Below are 26,320 nucleotides of genomic sequence, written 5' to 3' on the forward strand. Positions count from 1 at the left end.
AAAGAAAAGCCCTGCAGCGCATGCGCTGCAGGGCTTTTCTTTGTTCGAGATCAGGCGACGTCGACCAGACCGACGGTGGGGAAGAAGAAGCAGCTCTTGTCGCTACCGTCGAGAGCCTTGTGGTTCACCGTGCCGAACACCGCTGCCAGCACGGTTCCCGATCCGGTGTCGACGGGTACGGCGCGGGCACCGGCAGCGGGCAACGCGTTCAGTGCGTTGACCACGAGAGGCCGGGCCAGTTCTTTCAACTCGGCCGGAATGCCGGAGTTGTCGAGGATCGACTGGGCGAGAGTGGTGGCGAGCCCACCGAAATCGGCGAAGCCACCCTGCAGGGTATTGACGTTGAACCACGCCACCTGCATGCCGGACTTGTCGGCCGAGTCGTTCACGATGCCGGCCGGGACGAATGCGAACATCGTTTCGCCCTTGTCGACGGCGTTGAGATCGGGAATCGGCAGCGGTACGGGTGCCTTCAGTTGCGGCCACGGGCCTGCTGCTCCGCCCGCGACGCCCGGGACTATACCGAGCGGCGCGCCCGGGGTGGCAGCGCAGTTGATAGCCGCTGTCGGGTAGAAGAACGGGGTGATGCCGAAGTCGGTGAGCGCCTTGTTCGCTGCGTCCAGCGCGGCGAAGGGATCGGCGGACGCGTCCTCGGCGACCGGGGTGCGCGAGTCGGCGATGGCATTGGCTGCGGCGAGCGAAGCACCGCCCTGACCCTGCAGTGCCGCGATTGCCTGGGCCAGCGGATCCGCCGGTGCCGGCTCGGCTGCCGCGGTAGCGGGGATGGCGAGCAATGCCGCGCAGGAGAGCGCGAGCGCGCCCGCCAGACGGCTGAGGCGTCGAGACATGTGTGACTCCTGTGACTGATGTGACTTATGTTGCGGTTGCGCTGATACCACCACACATCATCTCGACGTCACAAGTTCTGCCGGAATCCGTTGTCCAATCGAGACGGTTCAATCCGGACGGTTCGCGAAAGATGTTCAGCCCACGTCGATGCCGAAGTCCCGGACGATTCCTTCCAGGCCCGACGCGTAACCCTGGCCGATGGCGCGGAATTTCCATTCGGCACCGCGGCGGTACAGCTCACCGAAGACCATGGCGGTTTCAGTGGAGGCATCCTCACTGAGATCGAAGCGGGCGAGCTCGCGTCCGTCGGACTTGTCGACAACGCGGATGAAGGCGTTGACCACCTGACCGAAGTTCTGCCCCAGGGCGTCCGCGTTGTGAATGGACACGGGGAAGACGATCGAGTCGACCTCGGGGGACAGTGCCGCCAGGTCCACATCGATGCTCTCGTCGTCACCCTCTCCCTCGCCGGTGCGGTTGTCGCCGGTGTGCTCGATGGCTCCGTCGGGCGAGCGCAGGTTGTTGTAGAAGACGAAATAGAGGTCGCTCAGCGCCTTTTTGCTGGTGCCGAGGCCGATGGCGCTGGCATCCAGATCGAAGTCGCCACCGGTGGTCGCCCGGACGTCCCAGCCCAACCCGACGGAGACGGCGGTCAGGTTCGGTGCTTCCTTCGTCAGTGAGACATTGCCACCCTTGGCCAGAGTTACGCCCATGTCCATCCACTCCTTCGCGTCTTCGGCCGTGCATCGTCCTACCCACCCTATTCATCTCGACGAGCGCGATGCCCGAGTTGCCGGTGTGAGCCGCGAGGCACGCGTGCGAGGTGTGAGCAGTGGGGCTGGCGGTACCCATGGGATTGTGGTGGGATACGTCAAAAGATCAGAAGCTAGCAGTGGTGGTGCAGTTGAGCGAGTAGGCGCGCCGCGGCGACCGAACGACGATGGAGATTTCTGTGCAGGTTTCGCGACGTGAACTGTTCAAATACGCCGCCGCGGGGTCCGCTGCCGCCGTCGGAATGGTTGCGCTGGGAACGGCGACCGCCCACGCGGACGCCGCACTGGGGACACTCGTCGACTATTCGGGCGGGGTGCCGTCGGCCTCGGCGATCAAGCAGGCCGGTCACCGCGGTGCCGTGCGATACGTCTCGGATCGCCGCCCGGACGCGAAATGGATGGTCGGCAAGCCGATGCGGAGGTCCGAGGCCGACTCGCTGACCGCCGAGGGGCTCGAGGTGGTCTCGAACTACCAGTTCGGAAAAGGGACGACGTCGGATTGGCGCGGTGGGTACGCAGCGGGCGTGAAGCACGCCGAGCGTGGTCTCGAACTTCACACGGCGGCCGGAGGTCCTGCTGACCGCCCGATCTACGTGTCGATCGACGACAATCCCACCGCCGTCGAGTTCGCGACTCTGATCGCGCCGTACATCCTGGGTTGGCAATCGGTGATCGGATCGGAGAACACGGGCTTGTACGCCAATTCGCCCACCATAGAATTGGCCTCCGTGGCCGGTCTCGGCCAGTGGTATTGGCAGCACAATTGGGGAACACCGAAGGGGTTCGTGCACCCGGCGGCGCACATTCATCAGATCCGAATCGACAAGGATTCCGTCGGCGGAGTCAAAGTGGACATCAACAACATTCTTCGAGCCGATTACGGGCAGTGGTCGAAATCCGCCGCCGATATCACCTGAATTACATCGAAGTAATTTACCGACATACAACTCGATCGGTAAGTCCGGACTTTGTCGAATTCCACTATCGGAAAGTCGATCACCCGGAACATCTTCGAAAGAATTTCGCCCCCGGCTGACGGACAGCCGGGGGCGAAATGCGTCGTGCGCGGAAACTACGGAACGTAGACCGTTCCGATGGTGGGCAGGAACGTGCAGCTGCGGGGAGCGGCCGCGGGGTCTTCCTTCGACTGCGTGGTGATCGACCCGGAGATGACCGACAGTACGCGTCCTGGGCCGGTGTCGGCGATGGCAGACAGGGTGGCCGGGCCGTCGGTGTTGATCATCGCTGCGCCGGTCAGGTCCTGTGTTCCCGAGCGACGGTTGTCGATGTTGAGCCAGGTGACAGTGAGCGGAGCGGTCTGCTCGGCGGCGATGGGAGCGGTTCCCAGAGCGGTGAAGACGAAGCCTGCCTGGCCCGCGGCGGGACCGGGAGGGGGCAGCGTTGCCGGGCCCGGTACTGCGAGTGCGGTTCCGACCGAATCAGCGGTGTCCGAGATGCATCCTGCACCGAGGGTGGGGTAGAGGAACTGGGCGATGACCGGCCCATCGGCGGGCAGCTCGGGGCCGCCACCGCCGGATCCGTCGAGGAATGTGATGACAGATTCGAGCAACGACTTGACCTGCTCCGGAAGCTGCGCCGTCGCGAGCAGGGCGCGGGCCTGACCCAGAAGATCGGCCGCAGGCGCGGCTCCGACATCGGCAGGCCCGGCTGCGGCGCCGACGATGGCAGGCGCAAACGATGCAAGTGCTTCCACGTCGCGAAGGTTGGGTAGCGGTTCACCCGGTGCGGGGAAGAACTGAGCGATCAGCGCGCCGGGATCGGTCGGTGCTGCGGGTAGATCCGCAGGTGCCATGGGCACCAGTGGCTGCGCGGATGCGCTGGTCGGTACGACGAGTGCGGCGGCTGCTGCTACGGCCAATGCCGTCACGACACGACGCGTTCCGCGAGTACGAAGCACGGTGATAATCCCCATTCTGATCATGACGCGAGCACCGGCGACAGCCGGTGCACGAGGGGTCACTCTATGTAGCGCGATCCCCGATGTACAGCTGTTGACGTCGAACCCTCCCCTGTCGCAACCGAGTGAGGGCAGTCTATGTGGTCCACGCTGCGAATTCTCCGCAGGGCCAAACAATAGCCTGTTACTGGAGTTGTCAGTGTTAAAGGTGATGCAAATGTTACTCGTTGGGCCATGTGGTTAGGGAAGGTCTGTGACGCCCTATAAGCTTCGGTCTCGATATATCGCATCTATACCGAACGGAACCGCACGCACTGTGAACCGACTCGTTCGGCTGGCCCCCGTTCTGTTGGCGATATCGGTGATCAGCCGCTTCGTCTGGGCCTTCGTGACGCCGAACGGCATGAACCTCGTCGATTTGCACGTGTACGTCGAGGGCTCCGCTGCGCTGCTGGGCGACAACCTGTACGACTACACGTATTCGGTCCAGACTCCGGACTTCCCGCTTCCGTTCACGTACCCACCGTTCGCCGCCCTGGTCTTCTTTCCGCTGCACTACCTGCCCTTCACGCTGGTCGGGATCGTGTGGCAGGCCGCGACCATGGCCGCGTTGTTCGCGGTGGTGCGGCTGGCGCTGGCGATGGTTCTGGGCGACGAGCATGCCGCCGAACCGCGGTGGGTGCGGATCGCGATGCTGTGGACCGCGCTGGGGCTGTGGTCCGAACCAGTACGGACGACACTCGACTACGGCCAGGTCAACGTTTTCCTGGTGCTGCTGGCACTGCTCGCAGCGCGCAGCTCGCGATGGTGGGTCGCCGGCGGCCTCGTCGGCTTCGCCGCGGGAATCAAGCTGACCCCGGCCATCACGGGTCTGTACTTCCTGGCCACGCGACGGTGGAAGGCTGCAGCATTCTCGGCGTTGGCCTTCGCACTGACGGTTGCGGTGAGTTACGCGGTGCTCGGGCATCAGGCCGCCACCTACTTCACCACGTTGCTCGGCGATGCCGACCGCATCGGCCCCGTCGGCTCGGTCTGGAACCAGTCTCTCCGCGGAGCCCTGAGCCGGATCGTGGGCGAGGACGTCGGCCAGGGACCGCTGTGGATCGCTGCCGCGGTGATCGGCACGGTCCTCGCGGTGCTGGCATGGCGAGGGCTCGATCGTCGCGACTACCTGGGCACCCTGGTCATCGTGCAACTACTGGGCCTGTTGGTATCGCCCATCTCGTGGTCGCACCACTGGATCTGGGTGATTCCGATGGTGATCTGGTTGCTGCACGGACCACTGCGTGACGTCGTCGGCGCCAAGCTCGTCGCGGGATACTGGCTGGTGACGGTCACGGTGGGGGTGCCCTGGTTGCTCAGCTTCTTCCAGGAATCGATCTGGACCATTCCCCGTCCCGGCCTCGAGGCCTGGGCCGGTGCTGTCGACGTGATCGGATCGGCCCTGTTCCTCGGTTGGGTCGTCTATGCGGGGCGGGCCAGGAGTGGAGCCCGCGGAACGACCGTGTGAGTCAGCGTGAAGCGATCAGTGCATCGATCCGACGCGCCAGATCCACATCCTTCTGCGTGAGACCGCCGGCAGAGTGCGTCGAGAGCGTGAACGTGAGCGTTCGCCACCTGATGTCGATGTCGGGGTGATGGTCCGCCTCCTCCGCGGCATCGGCCACGTGGTTCACCACCGCGATCGCAGCGGGAAACGATGTCAGTTCGACGGTGCGGGTGAGTGACTTCCCCGACACAGTCCAGTCGGTGAGCTGGGCGTCCTCGATGTCGCGTTCGGTCAGCAGTTCGGTCATAGAAAGATGGTGGCATGTCCGGAACCCCCACCGCAGTGGTTGTCGCCGCCGCATTGATCGAGAACGGCCGTCTACTGCTCGCTCAGCGAACCCGTCCGCCGGAGTTGGCCGGCCGCTGGGAACTACCGGGCGGCAAGGTGGAGCCGGGGGAGTCCGAGGACGCCGCGCTCGAGCGTGAGCTTCGCGAGGAACTGGGGATCGAGTGCTCCGTCGGTGCGGCGTTGAGTGGCGATGTCGATCTCCCCGGCGGCCTGGTGCTTCGTACCTACCGCGCGGCGGTGGTCTCGGGAACCCCTGCGGCGCTGGAACATTCGGCTCTCAGGTGGGTGGACGCCGAGACGCTGCCGACGATGGACCTCGTCGATGCCGACCGGCTCTGGTTGCCGGAGCTGCTGGAGATTCTGCTCACTTCGCCCGAGCGGTCTTCAGACCTTTCTTGAGGTCTTTCTTGGTCGCGCCCGCCGATTCGAGCTTCTTCATTCGCATGATGACGACCGGGCATGTAACGCACCGAACCTTCTTGCGGCAGCATTTTTTCTTGGGCTTCATCCCCGAGACATCTGCGGCCTTTACCTTGCCCATGAGCACCAAGACTAATGGGTGGCGCAGGTCACAGACCTGAGGGTGGCGCGGGGCACGGTAGAAGTACGGGTAAACTCGATCAGTCGCGAGAACCTCGCGGTGCAGCGCGCTTCTCTAGCGACATAAGCCCGCTAGCGAACAAGAGCCCGCATTCGACTCCAGGAGAATTTTTCGCGTGAGCGCCCCAAGCAGTGCAGACAACATCGACAGCACCACTACTTTCCGCAACGTCGCCATCGTTGCACACGTCGACCATGGCAAGACCACCCTGGTCGACGCCATGCTTCGGCAGTCCGGCGCGTTCGAGGAACGTGCCGAAGCGATCGACCGCGTCATGGACTCGGGTGACCTCGAAAAAGAAAAAGGCATCACGATCCTGGCCAAGAACACGGCCGTTCACAAGCGCAATGCCGACGGCACCATCACCGTCATCAACGTGATCGACACCCCCGGCCACGCCGACTTCGGCGGAGAGGTCGAGCGCGGCCTGTCCATGGTCGACGGCGTCGTCCTTCTCGTCGATGCATCCGAGGGCCCGCTGCCGCAGACCCGATTCGTGCTGCGCAAGGCGCTCGCCGCGTCGTTGCCGGTGATCCTCGTCGTGAACAAGACCGACCGTCCCGACGCACGTATCGAAGAGGTCGTCTCGGAGAGCCACGACCTGCTGCTCGATCTCGCGTCCGATCTCGACGACGAAGCGTCCGAGGCAGCCGAGCTCGCACTCGACCTCCCCGTCCTCTACGCGTCCGGTCGTGAGGGCAAGGCCTCGAAGGTCCAGCCCCAGAACGGACACGCCCCCGACGCCGAAAACCTCGACGAGCTGTTCGAGGTTCTGCTCAGCTACGTCCCGGCTCCCAAGGGCAACGTCGACGCGCCGCTGCAGGCACACGTCACCAACCTCGACGCATCCGCATTCCTCGGCCGCCTCGCGCTGGTCCGCATCCACAACGGTCAGCTCTCCAAGGGCCAGACCGTGAGCTGGATGCGTGAGGTCGACGGCGAGCCCGTCGTCCAGAAGGCCAAGATCACCGAGCTGCTCAACACGATCGGCGTCGAGCGCGTCCCCGGCGAGAAGGGTGTCGCGGGTGACATCGTCGCCGTCGCGGGCTTCCCGGACATCATGATCGGCGACACCCTCGCCGATCTGGAGAACCCGGTCGCACTGCCCCGCATCACCGTCGACCAGCCCGCCATCTCGGTCACCATCGGCACCAACACGAGCCCGCTCGTCGGACGCGTCAGCGGCCACAAGCTCACCTCGCGCATGGTCAAGAGCCGCCTCGATCAGGAGCTCATCGGCAACGTCTCGCTCAAGGTCCTCGACATCGGTCGCCCCGATGCCTGGGAGGTCCAGGGTCGTGGCGAGCTCGCTCTCGCCATCCTCGTCGAGCAGATGCGTCGTGAGGGCTTCGAGCTCACCGTCGGTAAGCCTCAGGTGGTCACCCAGACGGTCGACGGCAAGCTGCACGAGCCCTTCGAAGAGCTCATGGTCGACACCCCGGAGGAATACCTCGGTGCCGTGACGCAGCTGCTCGCCGCTCGTAAGGGCAAGATGGTCCAGATGACGAACCACGGCGCAGGCTGGGTTCGCATGGAATTCATCGTTCCCTCGCGTGGCTTGATCGGCTTCCGTACCGAGTTCCTCACCGACACCCGCGGTACCGGCATCGCCAACGCCGTCTTCCACGGCTACGCGCCGTGGGCCGGCGAGATCCGCGCCCGCCACACCGGTTCGCTCGTCTCGGACCGTCACGGCACCGTCACCCCGTTCGCGATGATCCAGCTGGCCGACCGCGGCACGTTCTTCGTCGAGCCGGGCGCAGACACCTACGAGGGCATGGTCGTGGGCATCAACCCGCGTCAGGAAGACCTCGACATCAACGTCACCCGCGAGAAGAAGCTGACCAACATGCGTCAGTCCTCGGCAGACGTCATGGAGACCCTGGCCAAGCCCAAGAAGCTGGACCTGGAAATGGCCATGGAGTTCTGCGCAGGCGACGAGTGCGTCGAGGTGACCCCCGAGGTCGTTCGAGTCCGCAAGGTCCACCTCGATTCCAACGAGCGTGCCCGTGAGCGTTCGCGCAGCAAGACTCGCGACAAGGCTGCTCTGTAAGACTCGTCTCGTGCAGGAGAAGCGACGTGTCACTGTGGTGGGGCGTCGCTTTTCCTGTACCGGTAGCCGATCACGAAGGAGATCCTCGTTGCGCAACGTGCTGATGCCGGCGGTTCTGGTTTCTGCCATCGCTCTGGTACTCACTGCGTGCACCGCGGATCCGCCACCGCCGATCGAGAGCGTCGAAACTCCGGTCACCACGACGACCGTGCCATCGAAGACCGGCGACCCCGTCGTCGTCGCCATCGACGACGTCGGAATCGGATTCAACCCTCACTTGCTGGCAGACCAGTCTCCCGCCACTGCTGCGGTGAGTTCGCTCGTGCTGCCCAGCCCGTTTCGGCCCGTGCGGAACGCGGACACCGGATCGACCACCTGGGAGCCCGACCTGTCGTTGATGATCTCGGCCGAAGTGACCTCACAATCGCCGTTCACCATTCGCTACCAGCTGCGCAACGAGGCGCAGTGGTCCGACAGCGCACCGATCGCCGCCGAGGACTTCCGCTACCTGTGGCAGCAGATGATCACCCAACCCGGTGTGGTCGATTCCGCCGGCTACGCCCTGATCAGCGACGTCGCATCCTCGGGCGGTGGCAAGACCGTCGACGTGACTCTCGAATCGCCGTACCCGGCGTGGCAGCGACTGTTCACGGACCTGGTGCCCTCGCACCTGCTCAAGGACTCGCCCGGCGGGTTCCAAGGTGGACTCACCGACAATGTGCCGGTCTCCGGCTCTCGGTTCAACATCAAGACCGTCGACCAGGGGCGTGACGAGATTCTGCTCGAGCGCAACGACCGCTTCTGGGACGAGCCCGCATCGCCCGATCAGATCCTCATCCGCCGGGGCGGTACCCCCGCGCAACTGGCCGATTCTCTGCGATCGGCCGACGCTCAGATCGCCCAGGTTCGTGGTGACGCGGCCTTGCGCGCACAGCTCTCGGCAATTCCAGGCGTCCGAACCGACACGATCAGGCAATCTCGGGTGCTGTCGATGACGGTGAACGGTAGAGCGCCCAACATGTCGAATTCTATTGTGCGCCAAGCGATTTTCGGCCTTCTGGATCCGAACCTCCTCGCAACGGTCGGGGCCGGCGGCGGCGCGACGGATCGCCGTGCTGCAGCGCAGCTCCTCTCGCCCTCCGACCCCGGTTACACCGCAACGTCGCCCGCTCCCATCGGCAGAACCGCGGCCCTCGATCTGCTGGAACGCGCAGGTTTCGTTCCGACGCCCGACGCGATGGTCACATCGACACCGAATGCGACCGCTCCGACGACTGCAGCTGCACCGACGACGACAACCGCGCCTACGTCCGCCGAGGCGTCCACCACGAGTACAGCCGTTCCGGGTGCCACCCGCCTCGCCGACGCGACCGGTACCGCGCTGCGGTTCGTGATCGGTGCCGTCGAGAACGACGACATCGCTCTCGCGGTCGCGGGGACGGCGGCGGACGAGCTCGTCGGCGCAGGGGTCGATGCGACCGTCACCCCACTGCCGGCCGACGAGCTGTACTCGACTGCGCTGACCGACGGAACCGTCGATGCGGTGGTGGGCTGGAACAGTGCAGGAGTCGACCCCGCAACGGCGCTCGCATCACGGTTCGGCTGCGTCCCGGAGCCCGCCGCAGACAGCGGCGACCGCGCGGCGGCCCCGCGGAATCTGTCCGGCCTGTGCGTTCCCGAACTCGAGCCCACTATCGACAGGGCTCTCGTGAACGGTCTCGATCCATCCGTGGCCGCAAACGACGTCGAGCCCAAGCTGTGGTCGCTGGCATCGACGTTGCCGATCATGCAGGACTCGTCGGTGGTGGCCGCAGTGCCCGGCATCACCGGTGTCTCCCTGACCGGCCCGGTCGAGGTCGGCATCTTCGCCGACGCCGCGCAGTGGATGCGGACGCCCTCGTGACCGATCGCCGCGGCGACACCGCAGGAACGACGACGTGAGCACAGGATCGAGGACGGACGGAATGACGGAGCAGGCGATGAGCGAGCAGGCGATGACCGAGCCGCAGCGGTTGCTCCTCGTACACGCGCATCCGGACGACGAGACCATCACCACCGGCGGCACCATTGCCCACTACGTTCGCGCCGGGGCAGATGTCACGGTGCTCACCTGCTCGCTCGGCGAGGAGGGTGAGGTGATCGGCGAGACGTGGGCCGATCTGGTCGTCGATCGTGCCGATCAGTTGGGCGGCTATCGGATCCTGGAATTGCATCGGGCACTCGCGGCTCTGGGCTGCAATCCGCCGCGCTTTCTCGGCGGAGCCGGCCGCTGGCGAGATTCCGGGATGGCCGGGACCTCTGCGGCCCGAAAGCCGCGCGCGTTCGTCAACGCGGACCGCGACGAGGCTCTCGGAGCGCTCGTGGCGGTGATGCGTGAGCTGCGGCCTCAGGTCGTCGTCGGCTACGACCCCGAGGGCGGCTACGGCCATCCCGATCATCAGCAGGTGCATTCGTTGGTGACCGAAGCCGTGGAGGTCTGTGGGACGGATTCCTACCCCGGGGCCGGGACACCCTGGGAGGTGTCGAAGTTCTACTGGACCGTCACGGGCCAAAAGCAACTGCAGTCGGGACTCGCCGCGATCGACGACGTTCCGGCCGGATGGCGATTGCCCGTCGACGGTGAGCTTCCCAGCGTCCCCGAGTACACGATCACCACCAGCATCGACATCCGCGGCGTACTCGATGCCAAGCGCGATGCGTTGCGCGCACACGCCACTCAGGTCACCGTCGCCCCGTCGGGACGCGAGTACGCACTCTCCAACGACATCGCCCAACCGATTCTGCTGGACGAGCAGTATGTGCTGGTCCGGGGCACTCTCGGCACCGATGAGACGGGCAGGGAGACCGACTTGTTTGCCGGCGTACTAGGCTGTGCCTCGCATCACTGAATCACCACAAGGTTGATCTCATCACAGCAGGGGCGGAACACACATGTACAACTGGGTAGTGCAGGACGCCATCGTCGCGTTCGTCGATTCTCTCAAGCCGCAGTTCGGCGCGCAGGCAGATCTGTACCAGTACGTTCTGGGTCAGATCGCCATGGGCGCAAGCAACTTGCTCACCTCGCTGGGCTATCCGCCGGTTTCCTGAGTGCCGGTGCCCGGTTTTTCGAGTGCGATGCACTGAAACAACCCGGGTCAAGGCAGTATTGGGCGCATGATCTCGAAGGCCGCATCCAATACTGTCGCCCTGGTGTCGTGGGCGACCGTCGCAGTACTGGTGTTCGACGGCTTTCTATCCGGAATTCTGTCGGTCTTCTTCTTGCCGACCTACCTCGGTTCGGTGCAATTCCCCATCAGCGCACTACTCGGCGGCATCGCCAACGTCGCGCTGATCCTGGCCGCGCGTAAGGTTGCCGAGCGGTCGATCTGGGTGGCGTCACCCCTGATCGGATGGTTCGTCGCAGTGGTGCTCTGCATGCTGGGCGGGCCGGGCAACGATGTTCTGCTGCTCGCCGATTGGCGCACGATGTTGCTCATCATTGCCGGGGCCGGTCCGCCCGGTGTCCTGCTGTTCATGTTCCGGATGAAGGCGATCACAGCAAGCGTGCATGCCGACCCGCATCCCGAAGGACATCCTCGATCATCGTCGGCGTCAACAGTCCGGTGAAGGTGTTTCGCTGGCTGACGTGGTAGCTGGCGAACACGGTGATCGATCCCAGGTCGAGTCGAACGCCGTGCCCGAACTTCGGTGCAGGCCTAGGTATTTCCCATCCATTGGCGGCCAGTATCGGAAGCAGGGACTGCCAGCCGAAGGCACCGAGGACGAGCACCGATCGCAACGTCGGACGCAGCAACCGCAAGTCGTCGTCCAACCAGGGCGTGCACCTGTCTCGTTCGGCCGGAGTCGGCTTGTTCTGTGGCGGCGCGCAGTGCACCGGGGCCGTGATGCGAACTCCGTTGAGCGTCAACCCGTCGCCGATGTGGGTCGCGGTAGGTTGGCTCGCCAGCCCGACGGCATGCATGGCCCGGTACAGCACGTCACCACTTCGATCGCCGGTGAACATTCGGCCGGTGCGGTTCGCGCCGTGTGCCGCCGGAGCCAGCCCCACGATCAGCATCGCCGCGTCGGCCGGTCCGAAGCCGGGAACCGCCTTGCCCCAGTACGTTTCGTCCGAGAATGCCGCACGCTTCTCGGCCGCGACCTGTTCGCGCCATCGCACCAACCGTGGGCAGGCGCGACAGTTCGATACCGCGGTGTCGAGCTCGGCGATGGTCTGCGGGCGCGCCACCATGTCAGGTCCGCTGTAGCCAGATGTCTCCGGCTCCCGGGGTGACGGCGTCGATCATGGCCCACGCGTTCTCCACCGGGATATCGATCACCTCGTAGTGCCCGACGCCTGCCGGAGTAGCCGCCACGATGGTGGCGACCCCGGCGCGTCGCTGAAAGAACGTCTGCCGCACCGTCCAGCCGATGATGCCCGCGGCTTCGAGGCTGTGCCGAGTTCTGTCCAGCGAGCCGTGCTGGGTGATGAGCCAGCCGGGCAGGACGGCATGTCCCAGGCCGCGGTAGCGATCGTGAGCCAGGCCGAAGGCAGCGACGAACAACACCCCGATGGCTATCCACGCGAGGATCGGGATCGGCGCGCCGAAATACTGTGCAACTCCCAGGCCGGCGGCGATGACCAGCAGCGGCACAACCGCCCGGGTGTAACGGCGACGTCGCGCTGCGGGGCCGTGCTGCAGCAGCGGCCGGTCGGCACTGCCGTGCAGACCGGCGTCTCCGAGCACCGTGTTCATCATGCGTAGCGCCTCGGCCTGCGGAGCCTGGGGGAGCAACAGGGACGATTCCTTCTTCTCGGCGCTGACGCCGGTCATGATGGCGTCCAGACGGGCACCGCTGACCGCACGCAGCAGGAGTGGCTGAGACAGGGAAGTGCCGCGTAACCGCTTGCGGTCGAGAGTCGACTGCCGGGTACGCAGCAGTCCGTGGCTGACGTGCAGGGTGCGACCTTGGTCGGTGACGGTGAGGTTGCCGTAGGTCAACAGGTAGCGGACACACGCGAAGATGCTGGATACGACGAGCAGTGCGACCAGGGCTACGACGACGAACACGGCGATTCCGAATTGCTCGGCGGAGTCGATACTGTTCGAGACCACCGACGACTCGGCCAGCGTTTGCCCCAGTCCGTACTGGAAAAGCACGCCGACGGCAGCGGCGATGGTGACGATGCCGGTGATCGAGAACGGGGCGAAGCGCACCCACGAGAACTGCCAGTGGGCAATCTCCACCTCGGGATTCGTTGCTGCAGTGGGCATACCGTCGGCCGACGGAATCTGTCCCGACACTCGCTGGAGCAGATCGCCGCGCAGTGCGGGTACCAGGGAGGTGTCGAGGGCGTTGAGCTCGAAAGCCTCGCCCTTGCCCGCCTGTTGACCGGTACCGATCCGCAAGATCGACAACCCGAGTACCCGGTGCAGCACGTTCGCTTCGACGTCGACCGAACGAATCCTGTTGCGCGGGATGGACAGTACTTTTTTCTGCAACACGCCGGTGCGCAGTTGGACATGCACCGGACCGATCCGGTAACTGGTGGTGAACCATCGCAGAATTGCGAACACCACGACGACCGCGAGGATGCCGAGACTCCAGTAGTGGTTACCGCTCTGGCTGCCCACGAAGAACGAGATCAGCAACACCGGCAGAATCTTGATGCCCTCGTTCACCGGATGCACCAACAACATTCGCTTGTCCAGGCGCAACCACGGCTGCTCCTCCTCGACCGCGAGGAGCTCCGCCTGATCGGTCACGTTGCGTCTCCGACGGTGCGGCCGGCAATATCGGTCAGCCGGGCGACCGTCTTGTCCGCGACGTCCTGATCGAGTGCCGTGATCTTCACCGCGCCGGCGGACGATGCGGTCGTGACGGTGACCGTGGCCAATCCGAGCAGCCGATCGAGTGGGCCTCGTTCGGTGTCGACTGTCTGCACGCGCGAGATGGGCGCGACGCGTCGTTCCTGACTGAGCCAGCCGGTGCGGGTGTAGACGGCGGTATCGCTGATCTCCCAACGATGGACGCGATAGCGCCACTGCGGGACGATCGCGATGTGCAGGGCCGTCAGCACTATCGATGCGACCAGGACGGCGACGTGCGGCCACGAGGTCCACTGCGAGTCGACGACGGCCCAGACGATCTGGGCGACGAACACCGGCAGCCACAACAGACCGGCACTCAGAGCCCAGAGAAGACGTGCACGTGGAGACGGTTGCCACTGGGGATCGGTCATCGTTGTCACAGGTACAAACCTAGAGGTGTCCTTTGCTATCCACCACCCTGCTGCGATAGCGGGCGCTGCCCCTCGTGCGCGATTTGCGTAGCTCCACGTACGCAAACCGCGCACGACGACGGCAGCCCGAAGGCCCTGCAGTGGCACGGGCGTACCGGGAAGGCGCATGATCGACGGGTGACTTCTCTACCTGACTCCGTGCCTGCCCCCTCCGCGATGCGACGAGTGTTGCGTCGCGCCCGCGACGGAGTGTCTCTCAACGTCGACGAAGCCACGGTGCTGCTGCACGCACGCGGTGACGATCTGACGGACCTGATGGCGTCGGCGTCCCGAGTCCGCGATGCCGGGCTCGAATCCGCGGGCCGGCCGAAGACGGTGTCGTACTCACGCAAGGTATTCGTGCCCATCACGCGATTGTGCCGCGACAAATGCCACTACTGCACGTTCGTCACGGTGCCGGGCAAGCTCAACGCCGCCGGGCACGGGATGTTCATGGACCCGGACGAGATCATCGACGTCGCGCGCAAGGGTGCCGCGTTGGGCTGCAAGGAAGCGCTGTTCACTCTCGGTGACCGGCCAGAGGAACGGTGGCCCGAAGCCAAGGCGTGGCTCGATTCGCGCGGTTACGACTCGACCCTGGACTACGTGCGCGCCATGTCGATCCGGGTGCTCGAGGAGACCGGTTTGCTGCCGCACCTCAACCCCGGAGTGATGTCGTGGCAAGAACTTTCGCGACTCAAGCCGGTGGCGCCGTCGATGGGCATGATGCTCGAGACCACCTCACGTCGGCTGTTCGAGGAGAAGGGGCAGGCCCACTACGGCAGCCCCGACAAGGATCCCGAGGTTCGGCTGCGCACGCTGACCGATGCGGGCCGGCTCAATATCCCGTTCACGACAGGCATTTTGGTGGGTATCGGCGAGACGCTGCGTGACCGCGCCGAGTCGATCATGGCAATTCGCAAGGTGCACAAGTCTTTTGGGCACGTTCAGGAAATCATCGTGCAGAACTTCTTGGCCAAGTCCGATACCGCGATGCGGTCGGTGCCCGACGCCGGTCTCGAGGAATTCCTGGCGACCATCGCGGTGACGCGCATGGTGGTGGGTCCGTCGATGCGGATTCAGGCTCCGCCGAATCTGGTCGCACCGGAGGAGACGGCTGCGTTGCTGGGCGCGGGCGTCGACGATTGGGGCGGGGTCTCGCCGCTGACTCCCGACCACGTCAATCCCGAGCGGCCGTGGCCGAACCTCGACACTCTCGCCGAGTTGTCGGCGGCCGCCGGTTACACGCTCGTGGAACGGACTGCCGCGCAGCCGCAGTACGTGTTGGCCGGTGCGCCGTGGATCGATCCCCGGATCTCGGCGCATGTGCGGGCGGTGGCCGACCCGGAGACCGGGATGGCGCGCGAGGGCGTCAACCCGACGGGTCTGCCGTGGCAGGAGCCGGACGAGGAATGGGAGTCCTCCGGCCGCGTCGATCTGAACACCGAGATCGACACTCAGGGCCGTAACGCCGAGACTCGATCGGATCTGGCGAATGCGTTCGGAGACTGGGAATCGATCCGCGAACAGGTACGTGACCTCGCCGGGCTCGAGCGGGTGGACCGCGACCTGGTGTCGGCGTTGACGGCAGCGGAGAAAGACCCGGCCGGTTTGTCCGACGAGCAGTACCTCGCGCTGGCGACGGCCGAGGGCCCGGGCATGGACGCCGTCGCCGCGCTCGCCGACGATCTGCGCAAACAGGTCAACGGAGACACCGTCACCTACGTGGTGAACCGGAACATCAACTTCACCAACATCTGCTACACCGGGTGCCGCTTCTGCGCGTTCGCTCAGCGCAAGGGCGACGCGGATGCGTTCACGCTGTCCACCGCCGAGGTGGCGGATCGGGCGTGGGAAGCGCATGTCGTGGGAGCCACCGAGGTGTGCATGCAGGGCGGGATCGACCCGGAACTGCCGGTGACGGGATACGCCGATCTGGTGCGGGCGGTGAAGGCCAAGGTGCCGTCGATGCACGTGCACGCGTTCTCGCCGATGGAAATCGTCAACGGTGCCTCGCGCGGCGGTCAGTCGATCCGCGAATGGCTCACCGAGCTACGGGCCGCCGGCTTGGACTCGATTCCCGGTACGGCCGCGGAAATTCTCGACGACGAGGTCCGCTGGGTGCTGACCAAGGGCAAGCTCCCCGCTGCCGAGTGGATCGAGGTGATCACCACCGCGCACGAGGTGGGGCTGCGGTCGAGCTCGACGATGATGTACGGCCACGTCGACAATCCCTCGCATTGGGTCGGCCACCTGAACGTCCTCAAGAAGATCCAGGACAAGACCGGTGGATTCACCGAGTTCGTGCCGCTGCCGTTCGTGCATCAGTCCTCGCCGTTGTACCTGGCCGGTGCGTCGCGGCCCGGTCCGACCAACCGGGACAACCGGGCGGTGCATGCTCTGGGCAGGATCATGCTGCACGGCCGTATCGACAATATTCAGACGTCATGGGTGAAATTGGGAATCACGGGTACACAGGCGATGCTGAACGGAGGCGCGAACGATCTGGGCGGGACCCTGATGGAAGAGACGATCTCGCGGATGGCAGGTTCGCAGAACGGTTCGGAAAAGACCGTCGCGGAACTGCACGAGATCGCCGACGGCATCGGACGACCGGTTCGTCAGCGCACCACCACGTACGGCCCGGCACCGGAGGTGTCGGTCGCCGGCCTGATCTGACCCTGGGTCTTGATTTTTGACGAATTGGAGCTTGTCTGACATGGACGACCGTCGAGTCGCCGCGGTGCTGAGCAGTGCCGTTGCCATCATCCATCCCGTGCTCGACATCCTGGCCACACGTGACCCGATCGGACTGAAGGGACGGACGTTCCGCGAGTCCTCTGCGGACGATTCGACCCTCGACAACGTCATCGATTTTCTTGCCAAGGCATTCGACACCACCGACTTCCCGGGCACCGCAGGCTGGGAGAAGCTCGACAGTGGTGCTCGCTCGCAGTGGTGGGTCAATCGCATCGGCGCTCTCAACACCGTTGCCGTCGCGTTCCCCGGTGTGTTCGGCATCCTGGTCAACCGTCTGCCGATCCAGGATCTGCTCGGATTCGCCAACCAGGCGATGGTGCTCGTCGCAGTGGCCCGTGAATCCGGGGTGACCGACCGCGAGACACATGTGGCGTTGCTCGGCTCGGTGCTGTGCAAGCGGAATCTGACGACCTTGGCGGACAGCGCCCCCGTCGAGAAGAAGGAAGAGTCGCCGAAATCCGGTCCGTTCGCACTGCTGCGCGGAATGTGGCAGATCGCCAACGTGCTGCGCGACGTCACCGGAGAGCTGGAGAAGCGTCCGCATCCGCGCGGGTTCTACCGAGTACTCGGAGCCATTCCGCTCGTCGGTGGCGTCGCCGGATATCTCGGTGAGCGGGGCGCACTCTCGCGCGCCGCCAAGCAGGGCCGGAAGTGGCTGGCAGTACATCAGAAGGCCTCGGCCCTCGGTGCCGACACGACCGCGAAGCAACTGCGGCGATAGCCGAGCTGGGGCAGGTGAGGCCACCCTGGTCGGTTTGCCCCATGTTCGGACCGCGATACTAGGATGCTCAGGGCGCGTGAGCGCCCACGATCGATACAGGAGGGGAGAGCAGCAGTGACCTACTCGATTGCAGAACCGTGCGTAGATGTACTGGACAAAGCATGCATCGAAGAGTGCCCGGTGGATTGCATCTACGAGGGTAACCGAATGCTGTACATCCACCCCGACGAATGCGTCGACTGCGGGGCCTGCGAGCCCGTGTGCCCCGTCGAGGCAATTTTCTACGAGGACGACGTTCCCGAGCAGTGGAGCGCGTACGTCGGTGCCAATGTCGACTTCTTCGACGACCTGGGATCTCCCGGCGGCGCAGCCAAGCTCGGCAAGACGGACTACGACCCGCCGTTCATCAAGGCTCTGCCTCCCATGGGCGAGAACTGACGCCTTGGCACGTAGAGCAGTGGCAGCGGCGCTGCCCGATTTTCCCTGGGACTCGTTGACCGCTGCCAAGGAGAAGGCGTCGGCGCACCCGGACGGCATCGTCAATCTGTCGGTCGGGACGCCCGTCGACCCGGTCGCCGAGGTGATTCGGGTTGCTCTGAATTCGGTTGCCGGCGAACCCGGATACCCGACGACCATCGGCACCGTCGCGCTGCGGGAGGCCGCGGTGGCGGCGCTGGAGCGCCGCTACTCGATCACCGGTATCTCGACCGACGCGGTGCTGCCGGCCATCGGCACCAAGGAAATGATCGCCTGGCTGCCGAGTCTGTTGGGTCTGGGGACCGATGACCTGGTTGTCATCCCCGAATTGGCATATCCCACATACGAAGTGGGTGCTCTGCTCGCCGGCTCTCGTATTCTGCGCGCCGACGGTCTCGCGCGGCTCGGCCCCGAGCGGGCGTCGCTCGTCTTCGTCAACTCGCCGTCCAATCCCACGGGCAAGGTGCTCGGTGTCGACCACCTGCGCAAGGTCGTCGACTGGGCGCGAGAGCGCGACGCCATCGTCGTCTCCGACGAGTGCTACCTGGGTCTGACCTGGGATGCCGAGGCCGTGTCGGTGTTGGATCCCCGGGTGTGCGGCGGTGATCACACCAATCTGCTTGCCGTGCATTCACTCTCGAAGACCTCGAACCTGGCGAGTTATCGCGCGGGCTTCGTCACCGGCGACGCGTCCCTCGTGGCCGAGTTACTCGAGGTACGCAAGCACGCCGGCATGATGGTGCCGCTGCCGATCCAGGCCGCCATGACTGCGGCTCTGGCCGACGACGAGCACGAGAACATCCAACGCGAGCGATACCGCGCCCGCCGAACGATCTTGAAGGCGGCCGTCGAGGAAGCCGGATTCACCGTCGACCACTCCGAGGCCGGACTCTACTTGTGGGCCACGCGGGGCGAACCGTGCCGCGACACCGTCGACTGGCTCGCCGAACGTGGCATCCTCGCCGCTCCGGGAGAGTTCTACGGCCCGCACGGTGGACAGCACGTGCGCATCGCACTGACGGCCACGGACGAACGCATCGAGGCTGCAGCTATTCGCCTGCGCGGGTAGTCGGGTTTCTCTGGTGCGCTGAGTGTCCACAATTCGGTTTGGCGAACGGGATCCCGCCTGCCGATGTGAATTGTGGACACTCACGTCAGTTGGCTCCGGCCCGGACCGGGTGTTCTCATGTACCCATGACCCTCACCCTGCTGCTCAGCTTCGCCGGTGTGTGTTTTCTGCTGGCGATCCTGCCCGGGCCCGACTCGTTCCTGGTGCTGCGGTACAGCATCGGCGGCCTCAAGCCCGGGATCGCGGCGGCGATGGGCGTCGCGCTCGGCGGACTGTTCTGGGCCGTGCTGGTAGCCGTCGGTCTGGCGGCGATCGTCGAGCAGTCGGCGACGGCATATCGAGTCGTCAAGATCCTCGGCGGACTGTATCTGCTGTACCTGGGTGTGAAGGCGTTCCGGTCTCGCCGAAGGAACAAGGTTGCCGGTGAGCCGCTGGTGCCGGTTGCTGCGCCGGCATGGTCGGCGTTCGGTGCCGGGGTTCTCTCGTGCGCGCTCAATCCCAAGGTGGGACTGTTCTACTTGGCCGTGGTGCCGCAGTTCCTCACCGTGGTCACGTTCACCGGTGCGATGACGCTAGGCCTGGTCGAGGTGGTCGTGGCCGCCCTGGTGATGGGCGTGTTCTCCGTCGTCGCCTCACGTGCGGTCGCGTTGCTGCGCAAGCCGGCGGTGACCGACTGGTTGGACCGCATCAGCGCCGGATTCCTGGTCGCCCTCGGAATCGGAACCGTCGCGTCCTCGGCCTAGCGGTGACCGGTCAATCGAGGTCGGGCTCGCCCACATCCCAGCCGCCGCGGCGGATGCGCAGGATGTAGACCAGCTCGTTGCTGCCGAACGCTTCGACGGTGGTGAAGCGCTTCGGCTCGGTGTTGACCTCGGGATTGCGTGCGTGGGCTTCCTCGTAGAGCTGAGTGGCTCGCAGGTCGGCCAGTTCCACTCGCGTCCAGAAGTCGTCCGACTGCACCGAGTAGACGAGCCTCGGTGCGCCGTCGGTGACATGCGCGACGTCGATGGCGTCGTCGTCCGCATCCTCGTCATCGAGATCCAGGTCGAGATCGTCCTCGGAATCGGTGTCCTGCTCGGCGTCGGTTCCGATCAGATAGACGCCCGCCTGCAGGTCACCGGCGGCGACCGTCATGTACTCGGCGTAGTCGCCGGTGTCGATTCCGTCCACGTCCATGTATGTACGGTAGCCATGTGCTGCTTCGTTCACTGAACCCACTCGCCGTTGCGCGGGGAGACGATATTCCCGACGCCATCACCATCGACGGAGTCTCGCTGTCTCGCGCGGACATCCTGGGCGCGGCGACCTCGGTTGCCGAACGCATCGCGCGGGCAGACCGGCTCGCGATCCACGCAACACCGTCGGTCAAGACGGTGCTCGCGGTCGTCGGTGCCCTGATCGCCGGCGTCACCGTGGTCCCGGTCCCGCCGGATGCGGGAGCCGCCGAACGCGAGCACATCCTCCGGGACTCGGGTGCGCAGGCGTGGCTCGGCGAGGCTCCGCCCGATACCGCCGGGCTCGAGGTTCTACCGGTGCGTCAGCACGCACGTTCGTGGCACAGCTATGCCGAACCCCAACCGTCTTCCGTTGCGTTCGTGCTCTACACCTCCGGTACCACCGGCCCGCCCAAGGGCGTCCTGATCTCCCGCGGTGCCATCGAGGCCGGGCTCGACGCGTTGGCCGAAGCGTGGAGCTGGACGTGGAAAGACACTCTGGTGCATGGCCTTCCACTGTTCCACGTGCACGGTTTGATCCTCGGTATGCTCGGCCCGCTTCGGGTGGGCAGCCCACTGATTCACACCGGTAAGCCGACGCCGGAGCTCTATGCGGCAGCTCGCGGTTCTCTGTACTTCGGGGTGCCTACCGTGTGGTCGCGCATCGCCGCCGACGAGGATTCTGCTCGCGCCCTGGCCGACGCCCGATTACTGGTCTCCGGCAGCGCGCCGCTTCCGGTACCAGTGTTCGAGAAGCTGCGCGAGCTCACCGGCCAGGCTCCGGTCGAGCGGTACGGCATGAGCGAAACCCTCATCACCATCAGCACCCGAGCAGACGGTGAGCGTCGACCGGGCTCGGTGGGACTACCGGTCGCGGGCGTCGAAACGCGACTGCGCGGCGAGCAGGGCGAAGACGTGCCCCACGATGGTGAATCGATCGGTGCACTCCAGATCCGTTGCCCCATGCTGTTCGACGGCTATCTGAACAATCCCGAGGCGACGGCCGAGACCTTCACCGAGGACGGCTGGTTCGATACCGGCGATGTCGCCCTCATCGAGCCGGACGGCTTTCATCGCATCGTCGGGCGAGCGTCGACGGACCTGATCAAAACCGGCGGCTATCGCGTCGGCGCGGGGGAGATCGAGACGGTGCTGTTGGGGCACCCGAGCGTGAACGAGGTCGCTGTCGTCGGCCTGCCGGACGACGACCTGGGCCAGCGCATCGTGGCCTTCGTCGTGGGCACCGATATCGAGGATCGGGTGCTCATCGATCTGGTGGCCACCGAGCTGTCGATTCACAAGCGGCCGCGCGAGATTCGCGTCGTCGACTCGCTGCCGCGCAATGCCATGGGAAAGGTCCAGAAGAAGCTGTTGTCGTAGTCGTCAGCGGGGTTGTGAGGTGGCCGTTAATCTCGAAAGTATGACGACACTCGACGGCGCACGCATTCTCGTTTTCGGTGCCAGTGGTGGGCTGGGTTCCCCGATAGTCGACCAGCTCGCCGAAGCCGGCGCCCGGCTGACCGTCAGCGGTCGCAGTCTCGAGTCCTCGGAGCATCATGCGGTGAATGCCGATCTGACGCTTCCGGATTCGGCTCGCTCGGTGATCGCGGAGGCCGTCGAACACCACGGTGGTCTGGACGGAATCGTGATCGCCGCAGGCGTGGTGGCGTTCGGTGCGGTCAGCGAGGTGGACGACGACACGGTCGACGAGCTGCTACTGCTCAACTATCTCGCGCCGCTGCGGGTCATGCGAGCAGCGCTGAACACGCTGGATCAGGGCGGATTCGTCCTCAACATCAGTGCGGTGGTGGCCGACAAGCCGATGCCGAACATGGGCGCTTACTCGGCGAGCAAAGCCGCGGCCAGTGCATTGTTGAAAAGCGTTCGCACAGAAGCGCGTAAGTCGAAGATCAGGATCGTCGATGTGCGGCCACCGCACACCGAGACCGGCTTGGCCACTCGGCCGATCGCCGGGCAGGCACCGAAACTGCCACAGGGGCTGACCCCGGATTCGGTGGCAGCGCGCATCGTCGCGGCCATCGCCGACGACGAGACCGACGTCGGCGCGGACCAGTTCTCTTAGGCTATTGTCGAAAACGTGACCGACACGCATGTGACCGACGCAGCCAGAAGGCTCGTTCGTCGTCGCACCATTGATTTGTGTCTGGTTTGCACCTCCTCCTGTTCGTGATTGTCGATCTAACCCATCCTCGACGAGCATTCACTGCTTCTCGGGTCGTTCCGGCAACCATTTTCCAGCGAACAGGATCATTCATGACCACATCTGTGTCCCATCTCGGCGGCGTCATTGCTGCCACCGATGACGCCGTGCAGGCCGACGCGAAGAACGCCCAGGTCGTCTTTCGTGGTTCTGCCACCGCACACGACGCCGTCGCCAGCACCATCACACTCGGCAAGTTCAGCGTCGAGGTCGACGAGCCACCGGCCCTCGGCGGAGAGAACAAGGCCGCCAATCCAGTCGAGTACTACCTGGCGTCACTGCTGTCCTGCCAGGTGGTCACCTACCGCGTGTGGGCCGAGAAGCTCGGGATCGTCGTCGACGACATCAAGGCCAAGGCCGAGGGTGACCTCGACGTACGTGGATTCTTCGGTTTCGACGAGAACGTGCGCCCCGGATTCGGCGAGGTGCGGGTGGTCGTGACGATCACCGGACCCGAGAGCCGAGAACGGTACGAGGAACTGCAGAAGGCCGCCGATGATCACTGCCCCGTGCTGGATCTGACGCGCAACCCCACCCCGATTCGCACCGTTCTCGAAACGGCGTGAGGTTATGAGCGAACGGACTTTCGGCCTGCGTACCAGAGCAATTCACGCCGGAGCGAGGCCCGACCCTTCCACCGGTTCGCGTGCTGTGCCGATCTATCAAACGGCGAGCTACGTGTTCGAGAATTCCTCGGACGCAGGCGATCTGTTCGCTCTGCAAAAGTACGGCAACGTCTACAGCCGTATCGGTAACCCGACCGTCGCCGCCTTCGAGGAGCGCATCGCGAGTCTCGAAGGCGGCATCGGAGCGGTCGCCTTCGCCAGTGGATTGGCGGCCGAGTTCGCGGTGTTCGCCGCGCTCGCGGGCAGCGGCGACCACATCGTCGCAGCGGCCGGGCTTTACGGCGGCACGGTGACCCAGCTCGACGTCACGCTCCGTCGTTTCGGTGTCGGCACCACGTTCGTTCCGGGTACCGATCCGGCGGATTACGCTGCTGCGATCACCGATTCGACGAAACTCGTCTACGCCGAGATCATCGGCAACCCGTCGGGGGAGATCGCCGACCTCGAGGGCCTTGCCGCCGTCGCCCACGAGCACGGAATCCCGTTGGTGATCGACGCGACGATGGCGACCCCGTGGCTGAGCCGGCCCATCGAGTTCGGGGCCGACATCGTGATCCACTCGGCGACGAAGTTTCTCGGCGGGCACGGTTCGACGCTGGGTGGCGTGGTGGTCGAATCCGGTCGATTTGACTGGGGCTCAGGCAAATTCCCGCAGATGACCGAGCCTGTGGCCTCGTACGGTGGCCTGTCGTGGTGGGGCAACTTCGGCGAGTACGGCTTTCTGACCAAGCTGCGCAGCGAGCAACTACGCGATATCGGTGGTGCGTTGGCACCACAGTCGGCGTTCACTCTGATCCAGGGTGTCGAGACGTTGCCGCAGCGAATGGACGCTCACGTCGCCAATGCCCGGACAGTCGCCGAATGGCTCGAACAGGATCCGCGGATCGACTACGTGAGATGGGCTGGGCTGCACAGTCACCCGCATCACGAACGGTCCGAGAAATATCTGCCCGCCGGACCGGGTGCGGTGTTCGCGTTCGGAATCGACGGGGGTCGCGACGCCGGGCAGGCGTTCGTCGAAAGTGTTCGTGTCGCAAGCCATGTCGCCAACATCGGCGACGTGCGCACTCTCGTGATTCATCCGGCAAGCACCACCCACCGGCAGTTGAGCGACGATCAACTCCGCGGAGCAGGAGTCGGCCCGGAGTTGATCCGCATCAGCGTCGGGCTCGAAGACGTCGACGATATTCTCTGGGATCTGGATCAGGCCCTGACGCTGGCAACCGGAAAGGCACGCTCGTGAGTGGACGCACCTGGCAAGGCCCATCCGCCCAAGAGCGTCAGCGCATTCTGCGGGAAACCAAGACCGTCGCAATCGTCGGTGCGTCCAAGAACCCCTCGCGGGCATCCTATTTCGTCAACCGGTATCTGTCGTCGACGAGCAACTACGAGATCTTTCTCGTCAATCCGACGGTCACCGAGATCGAGGGGACGACGGTCTATCCGACGCTCGCAGACCTGCCGAAGCCCCCGGATCTGGTCGACGTCTTTCGTAAGTACGACGACCTTCCCGAGGTGCTCACCGAAACCATTGCTGTGCAGGCGAAGACGATCTGGCTGCAGCTGGGACTGTGGCACGAGCAGGTGGCCCACGACGCCGAAGCAGCCGGATTGAACGTCGTCATGGATCGCTGTCTCAAGATCGAGCACGCGCGATTCCACGGTGGATTGCATCTGGCCGGATTCGATACGGGAGTGATCGATTCGCGTCGTACACGCGGGTAGGCGCGCCTCACCACGCCAGGACGGTGTCGTCCTCGAATATCAGTCCGGTGGGTCCGTCGGCGTCGAGGGTGGTGAGCCGAATCGCAACGGCTGCACCCTCGTCCGGCGATCGTGTTCCGCGGAATCCATTGAAGTCGGTGGCGACGTGCCCGGGGGCTGCTCCGTTGACCTTGATCGGGGTATCGGCAAGGTCTCGGGCGTAATGAACGGTGAGGGCGTTCAGAGCGGTCTTCGAGCTCGAATACGCCATCGACGGCGTGCCCACCCATGCGCCGTCCTCGCCGATGGAACCGCGCTTGCTGGTGACGTTGACGATCCGACCTGCCGGGGACTTTCTCAATAACGGTAGGAATGCGTTTGTCACATCGACGACGGCAAAGACGTTGACGCCATAGACCTTTCGCAGATCCGACGAATTTTCCTCGGTAGGGCGGTGATACCCGACGTTGACGCCGGCGTTGTTGATCAGCGCGTCGAGGTGGCCCACTTCGGTGTCGATGTGTCGGACGGCCTCGTCGATGTCGTCGGCCGAGGTGACATCGAGCCGAATGGGGCGGATGTCTCCGTCGATCCCGGTGGCCGCTGCGACGCCCCCGGCGAGATCTCGCGAGCCCAAATAGACGACAAAGCCATGGGCGGCGAGGCCGCGGACGATGGCAAGGCCGATGCCTCGGTTGGCGCCCGTGACGAGAGCGGTGTGTGTTGTCATGTCAACACAATGCGCTCGGTTGTGTTGTCATGTCAACAGCAGGGTGGATAGGCTGGCGCAATGACGCTGTTGAACGAATCCGAGATGGCGCTGTGGCACGTATGGAAGCGGGCGCAGGACACCGTGTGGACTCGTGTCACGGCGGCGATTGCGGACGAAACTGGTTTGTCGGACCAGGACTTCGCGGTTCTGACCCGAGTGCACGAGCTAGGGCAGGGGGTGCTGCGGCAGAGCGCCTTGGCGGCGATGCTCGAGTGGCATCGCAGTCGGCTGTCGCATCATCTGACCCGAATGGCCGACCGCGGACTCATCACTCGGCGTCCGGTCGACGGGGGAGTGGAGGTAGTTCTCACTGCGGCAGGACGCGATGCCGTCGTACGTGCTCGGCCCATTCACGCCGAGGCGGTCCGACGGCATCTGCTCGACGCGATCCCGGCCTCCGAGCGAACGGAATTCGAGCGCATCCTCGTCGGTCTCACGCTGTCAGCAGGCGACCGCTGAT

The 26,320-nt window shown here is 64.9% G+C and carries 28 protein-coding genes; 19 read left to right on the plus strand and 9 right to left on the minus strand.

The window, feature by feature from the left end; translation table 11 throughout:
• Window positions 1-50 precede the first annotated feature (50 nt).
• Window positions 51-848 carry a hypothetical protein gene (locus AC5WEY_RS20595; protein ID WP_057475345.1) on the minus strand — a complete coding sequence of 266 codons (798 nt, stop codon included), beginning with the start codon at window positions 846-848 and terminating at the stop codon, window positions 51-53.
• A gap of 135 nt (window positions 849-983) precedes the next feature.
• A complete protein-coding gene (locus AC5WEY_RS20600; RefSeq protein ID WP_057475524.1) occupies window positions 984-1,562 on the minus strand; it encodes a TerD family protein in 579 nt (192 codons plus the stop codon).
• 227 nt (window positions 1,563-1,789) lie between these two features.
• Here AC5WEY_RS20600 and AC5WEY_RS20605 point away from each other — a divergent pair, with 227 nt between their 5' ends.
• Window positions 1,790-2,539, plus strand: a complete 750-nt coding sequence (locus AC5WEY_RS20605) for a DUF1906 domain-containing protein (RefSeq protein ID WP_495647307.1) — start codon at window positions 1,790-1,792, stop codon at window positions 2,537-2,539.
• A 155-nt stretch (window positions 2,540-2,694) separates the two neighbouring features.
• Here AC5WEY_RS20605 and AC5WEY_RS20610 read toward each other — a convergent pair whose 3' ends face one another.
• Window positions 2,695-3,555, minus strand: a complete 861-nt coding sequence (locus AC5WEY_RS20610) for an Rv1157c family protein (RefSeq protein WP_057475525.1) — start codon at window positions 3,553-3,555, stop codon at window positions 2,695-2,697.
• Between the two features lie 277 nt (window positions 3,556-3,832).
• Between AC5WEY_RS20610 and AC5WEY_RS20615 the strand changes: the two genes are divergently transcribed.
• Window positions 3,833-5,050: a mannosyltransferase gene (locus AC5WEY_RS20615; protein WP_235581504.1), complete on the plus strand. Its 1,218-nt coding sequence runs from the start codon at window positions 3,833-3,835 to the stop codon at window positions 5,048-5,050.
• A gap of 1 nt (window position 5,051) precedes the next feature.
• On the opposite strand, the gene AC5WEY_RS20620 is transcribed toward AC5WEY_RS20615, so the two are convergent.
• The gene (locus AC5WEY_RS20620) at window positions 5,052-5,336 is read right to left on the minus strand and encodes a 4a-hydroxytetrahydrobiopterin dehydratase (RefSeq protein WP_495647308.1); all 285 of its coding nucleotides are present in this window, start codon (window positions 5,334-5,336) and stop codon (window positions 5,052-5,054) included.
• Between the two features lie 14 nt (window positions 5,337-5,350).
• On the opposite strand from AC5WEY_RS20620, the gene AC5WEY_RS20625 reads away from it, so the two are divergent.
• The 6 genes from AC5WEY_RS20625 (at window position 5,351) to AC5WEY_RS20650 (ending at window position 11,640) form a co-directional block, all read left to right on the plus strand.
• Window positions 5,351-5,776 carry a (deoxy)nucleoside triphosphate pyrophosphohydrolase gene (locus AC5WEY_RS20625; protein ID WP_495647309.1) on the plus strand — a complete coding sequence of 142 codons (426 nt, stop codon included), beginning with the start codon at window positions 5,351-5,353 and terminating at the stop codon, window positions 5,774-5,776.
• 317 nt (window positions 5,777-6,093) lie between these two features.
• Window positions 6,094-8,031: a translational GTPase TypA gene (gene typA, locus AC5WEY_RS20630; protein ID WP_057475350.1), complete on the plus strand. Its 1,938-nt coding sequence runs from the start codon at window positions 6,094-6,096 to the stop codon at window positions 8,029-8,031.
• A gap of 103 nt (window positions 8,032-8,134) precedes the next feature.
• Complete coding sequence (locus AC5WEY_RS20635; RefSeq protein WP_495647360.1) at window positions 8,135-9,934, plus strand: ABC transporter family substrate-binding protein; 1,800 nt, start codon at window positions 8,135-8,137, stop codon at window positions 9,932-9,934.
• A 76-nt stretch (window positions 9,935-10,010) separates the two neighbouring features.
• Complete coding sequence (gene mshB, locus AC5WEY_RS20640; protein ID WP_495647361.1) at window positions 10,011-10,919, plus strand: N-acetyl-1-D-myo-inositol-2-amino-2-deoxy-alpha-D-glucopyranoside deacetylase; 909 nt, start codon at window positions 10,011-10,013, stop codon at window positions 10,917-10,919.
• 43 nt (window positions 10,920-10,962) lie between these two features.
• Window positions 10,963-11,121 carry a hypothetical protein gene (locus AC5WEY_RS20645; RefSeq protein WP_008714214.1) on the plus strand — a complete coding sequence of 53 codons (159 nt, stop codon included), beginning with the start codon at window positions 10,963-10,965 and terminating at the stop codon, window positions 11,119-11,121.
• A gap of 66 nt (window positions 11,122-11,187) precedes the next feature.
• Complete coding sequence (locus AC5WEY_RS20650; RefSeq protein ID WP_057475352.1) at window positions 11,188-11,640, plus strand: hypothetical protein; 453 nt, start codon at window positions 11,188-11,190, stop codon at window positions 11,638-11,640.
• Here AC5WEY_RS20650 and AC5WEY_RS20655 read toward each other — a convergent pair.
• The 3 genes from AC5WEY_RS20655 to AC5WEY_RS20665 form a co-directional block, all read right to left on the minus strand.
• On the minus strand, window positions 11,567-12,265 hold the full coding sequence (locus AC5WEY_RS20655) for a uracil-DNA glycosylase (RefSeq protein WP_495647310.1): 699 nt from the start codon (window positions 12,263-12,265) through the stop codon (window positions 11,567-11,569). The two genes, AC5WEY_RS20650 and AC5WEY_RS20655, sit on opposite strands and share 74 nt — an antisense overlap.
• A 1-nt stretch (window position 12,266) precedes the next feature.
• Window positions 12,267-13,715 (minus strand): PH domain-containing protein, encoded by a 1,449-nt coding sequence (locus tag AC5WEY_RS20660; RefSeq protein ID WP_495647362.1) that lies wholly within the window; start codon window positions 13,713-13,715, stop codon window positions 12,267-12,269.
• 62 nt (window positions 13,716-13,777) lie between these two features.
• Window positions 13,778-14,257: a PH domain-containing protein gene (locus AC5WEY_RS20665; RefSeq protein ID WP_495647311.1), complete on the minus strand. Its 480-nt coding sequence runs from the start codon at window positions 14,255-14,257 to the stop codon at window positions 13,778-13,780.
• Between the two features lie 177 nt (window positions 14,258-14,434).
• Here AC5WEY_RS20665 and AC5WEY_RS20670 point away from each other — a divergent pair, with 177 nt between their 5' ends.
• The 5 genes from AC5WEY_RS20670 to AC5WEY_RS20690 all read left to right on the plus strand — a co-directional run bounded on the left by AC5WEY_RS20670 (window position 14,435) and on the right by AC5WEY_RS20690 (window position 20,066).
• Complete coding sequence (locus tag AC5WEY_RS20670) at window positions 14,435-16,975, plus strand: bifunctional FO biosynthesis protein CofGH (protein WP_495647312.1); 2,541 nt, start codon at window positions 14,435-14,437, stop codon at window positions 16,973-16,975.
• Window positions 16,976-17,015: 40 nt separating this feature from the next.
• Window positions 17,016-17,777, plus strand: a complete 762-nt coding sequence (locus AC5WEY_RS20675; protein WP_495647313.1) for a hypothetical protein — start codon at window positions 17,016-17,018, stop codon at window positions 17,775-17,777.
• Between the two features lie 114 nt (window positions 17,778-17,891).
• On the plus strand, window positions 17,892-18,215 hold the full coding sequence (gene fdxA / locus AC5WEY_RS20680; RefSeq protein WP_008714223.1) for a ferredoxin: 324 nt from the start codon (window positions 17,892-17,894) through the stop codon (window positions 18,213-18,215).
• A gap of 4 nt (window positions 18,216-18,219) precedes the next feature.
• On the plus strand, window positions 18,220-19,323 hold the full coding sequence (dapC, locus tag AC5WEY_RS20685; RefSeq protein ID WP_495647314.1) for a succinyldiaminopimelate transaminase: 1,104 nt from the start codon (window positions 18,220-18,222) through the stop codon (window positions 19,321-19,323).
• 125 nt (window positions 19,324-19,448) lie between these two features.
• The gene (locus AC5WEY_RS20690) at window positions 19,449-20,066 is read left to right on the plus strand and encodes a LysE family translocator (RefSeq protein WP_495647315.1); all 618 of its coding nucleotides are present in this window, start codon (window positions 19,449-19,451) and stop codon (window positions 20,064-20,066) included.
• A 10-nt stretch (window positions 20,067-20,076) separates the two neighbouring features.
• Here AC5WEY_RS20690 and AC5WEY_RS20695 read toward each other — a convergent pair whose 3' ends face one another.
• A complete protein-coding gene (locus AC5WEY_RS20695; protein WP_495647316.1) occupies window positions 20,077-20,499 on the minus strand; it encodes a hypothetical protein in 423 nt (140 codons plus the stop codon).
• Window positions 20,500-20,516: 17 nt separating this feature from the next.
• Between AC5WEY_RS20695 and AC5WEY_RS20700 the strand changes: the two genes are divergently transcribed.
• The 5 genes from AC5WEY_RS20700 to AC5WEY_RS20720 all read left to right on the plus strand — a co-directional run bounded on the left by AC5WEY_RS20700 (window position 20,517) and on the right by AC5WEY_RS20720 (window position 25,109).
• The gene (locus AC5WEY_RS20700; RefSeq protein WP_495647317.1) at window positions 20,517-21,917 is read left to right on the plus strand and encodes an acyl-CoA synthetase; all 1,401 of its coding nucleotides are present in this window, start codon (window positions 20,517-20,519) and stop codon (window positions 21,915-21,917) included.
• Window positions 21,918-21,957: 40 nt separating this feature from the next.
• Window positions 21,958-22,620: an SDR family NAD(P)-dependent oxidoreductase gene (locus AC5WEY_RS20705; protein WP_495647318.1), complete on the plus strand. Its 663-nt coding sequence runs from the start codon at window positions 21,958-21,960 to the stop codon at window positions 22,618-22,620.
• Window positions 22,621-22,811: 191 nt separating this feature from the next.
• Window positions 22,812-23,324 carry an OsmC family protein gene (locus tag AC5WEY_RS20710; protein WP_057475529.1) on the plus strand — a complete coding sequence of 171 codons (513 nt, stop codon included), beginning with the start codon at window positions 22,812-22,814 and terminating at the stop codon, window positions 23,322-23,324.
• Window positions 23,325-23,328: 4 nt separating this feature from the next.
• Window positions 23,329-24,627 carry an O-acetylhomoserine aminocarboxypropyltransferase/cysteine synthase family protein gene (locus AC5WEY_RS20715; RefSeq protein WP_495647319.1) on the plus strand — a complete coding sequence of 433 codons (1,299 nt, stop codon included), beginning with the start codon at window positions 23,329-23,331 and terminating at the stop codon, window positions 24,625-24,627.
• Window positions 24,624-25,109, plus strand: coding sequence for a CoA-binding protein (locus tag AC5WEY_RS20720; RefSeq protein WP_057475362.1), 486 nt, complete (start codon window positions 24,624-24,626; stop codon window positions 25,107-25,109). The genes AC5WEY_RS20715 and AC5WEY_RS20720 overlap by 4 nt, the downstream gene beginning before the upstream one ends.
• A 7-nt stretch (window positions 25,110-25,116) precedes the next feature.
• On the opposite strand, the gene AC5WEY_RS20725 is transcribed toward AC5WEY_RS20720, so the two are convergent.
• Window positions 25,117-25,818, minus strand: a complete 702-nt coding sequence (locus AC5WEY_RS20725) for an SDR family oxidoreductase (protein WP_495647320.1) — start codon at window positions 25,816-25,818, stop codon at window positions 25,117-25,119.
• Between the two features lie 60 nt (window positions 25,819-25,878).
• On the opposite strand from AC5WEY_RS20725, the gene AC5WEY_RS20730 reads away from it, so the two are divergent.
• The gene (locus AC5WEY_RS20730; protein WP_495647321.1) at window positions 25,879-26,319 is read left to right on the plus strand and encodes a MarR family winged helix-turn-helix transcriptional regulator; all 441 of its coding nucleotides are present in this window, start codon (window positions 25,879-25,881) and stop codon (window positions 26,317-26,319) included.
• Window position 26,320 lies beyond the last annotated feature (1 nt).

It is taken from the genome of Rhodococcoides sp. S146-33 (assembly GCF_059489205.1).

Excerpts from the sequence above, each read along its gene's own strand:
- AC5WEY_RS20695 (WP_495647316.1), bottom strand. The coding sequence starts at position 20,499 with ATGGACGTGGACGGAATCGACACCGGCGACTACGCCGAGTACATGACG.
- AC5WEY_RS20605 (WP_495647307.1), top strand. The coding sequence starts at position 1,790 with ATGGAGATTTCTGTGCAGGTTTCGCGACGTGAACTGTTCAAATACGCC.
- AC5WEY_RS20690 (WP_495647315.1), top strand. The coding sequence starts at position 19,449 with ATGACCCTCACCCTGCTGCTCAGCTTCGCCGGTGTGTGTTTTCTGCTG.
- AC5WEY_RS20710 (WP_057475529.1), top strand. The coding sequence starts at position 22,812 with ATGACCACATCTGTGTCCCATCTCGGCGGCGTCATTGCTGCCACCGAT.
- AC5WEY_RS20645 (WP_008714214.1), top strand. The coding sequence starts at position 10,963 with ATGTACAACTGGGTAGTGCAGGACGCCATCGTCGCGTTCGTCGATTCT.
- AC5WEY_RS20675 (WP_495647313.1), top strand. The coding sequence starts at position 17,016 with ATGGACGACCGTCGAGTCGCCGCGGTGCTGAGCAGTGCCGTTGCCATC.
- AC5WEY_RS20600 (WP_057475524.1), bottom strand. The coding sequence starts at position 1,562 with ATGGGCGTAACTCTGGCCAAGGGTGGCAATGTCTCACTGACGAAGGAA.
- AC5WEY_RS20655 (WP_495647310.1), bottom strand. The coding sequence starts at position 12,265 with ATGGTGGCGCGCCCGCAGACCATCGCCGAGCTCGACACCGCGGTATCG.
- AC5WEY_RS20635 (WP_495647360.1), top strand. The coding sequence starts at position 8,135 with ATGCCGGCGGTTCTGGTTTCTGCCATCGCTCTGGTACTCACTGCGTGC.
- mshB (WP_495647361.1), top strand. The coding sequence starts at position 10,011 with ATGAGCGAGCAGGCGATGACCGAGCCGCAGCGGTTGCTCCTCGTACAC.
- AC5WEY_RS20725 (WP_495647320.1), bottom strand. The coding sequence starts at position 25,818 with ATGACAACACACACCGCTCTCGTCACGGGCGCCAACCGAGGCATCGGC.
- AC5WEY_RS20715 (WP_495647319.1), top strand. The coding sequence starts at position 23,329 with ATGAGCGAACGGACTTTCGGCCTGCGTACCAGAGCAATTCACGCCGGA.
- AC5WEY_RS20705 (WP_495647318.1), top strand. The coding sequence starts at position 21,958 with ATGACGACACTCGACGGCGCACGCATTCTCGTTTTCGGTGCCAGTGGT.
- AC5WEY_RS20620 (WP_495647308.1), bottom strand. The coding sequence starts at position 5,336 with ATGACCGAACTGCTGACCGAACGCGACATCGAGGACGCCCAGCTCACC.
- AC5WEY_RS20610 (WP_057475525.1), bottom strand. The coding sequence starts at position 3,555 with ATGGGGATTATCACCGTGCTTCGTACTCGCGGAACGCGTCGTGTCGTG.
- AC5WEY_RS20730 (WP_495647321.1), top strand. The coding sequence starts at position 25,879 with ATGACGCTGTTGAACGAATCCGAGATGGCGCTGTGGCACGTATGGAAG.
- AC5WEY_RS20665 (WP_495647311.1), bottom strand. The coding sequence starts at position 14,257 with ATGACCGATCCCCAGTGGCAACCGTCTCCACGTGCACGTCTTCTCTGG.
- AC5WEY_RS20595 (WP_057475345.1), bottom strand. The coding sequence starts at position 848 with ATGTCTCGACGCCTCAGCCGTCTGGCGGGCGCGCTCGCGCTCTCCTGC.
- AC5WEY_RS20625 (WP_495647309.1), top strand. The coding sequence starts at position 5,351 with ATGTCCGGAACCCCCACCGCAGTGGTTGTCGCCGCCGCATTGATCGAG.
- AC5WEY_RS20660 (WP_495647362.1), bottom strand. The coding sequence starts at position 13,715 with ATGTTGTTGGTGCATCCGGTGAACGAGGGCATCAAGATTCTGCCGGTG.
- AC5WEY_RS20650 (WP_057475352.1), top strand. The coding sequence starts at position 11,188 with ATGATCTCGAAGGCCGCATCCAATACTGTCGCCCTGGTGTCGTGGGCG.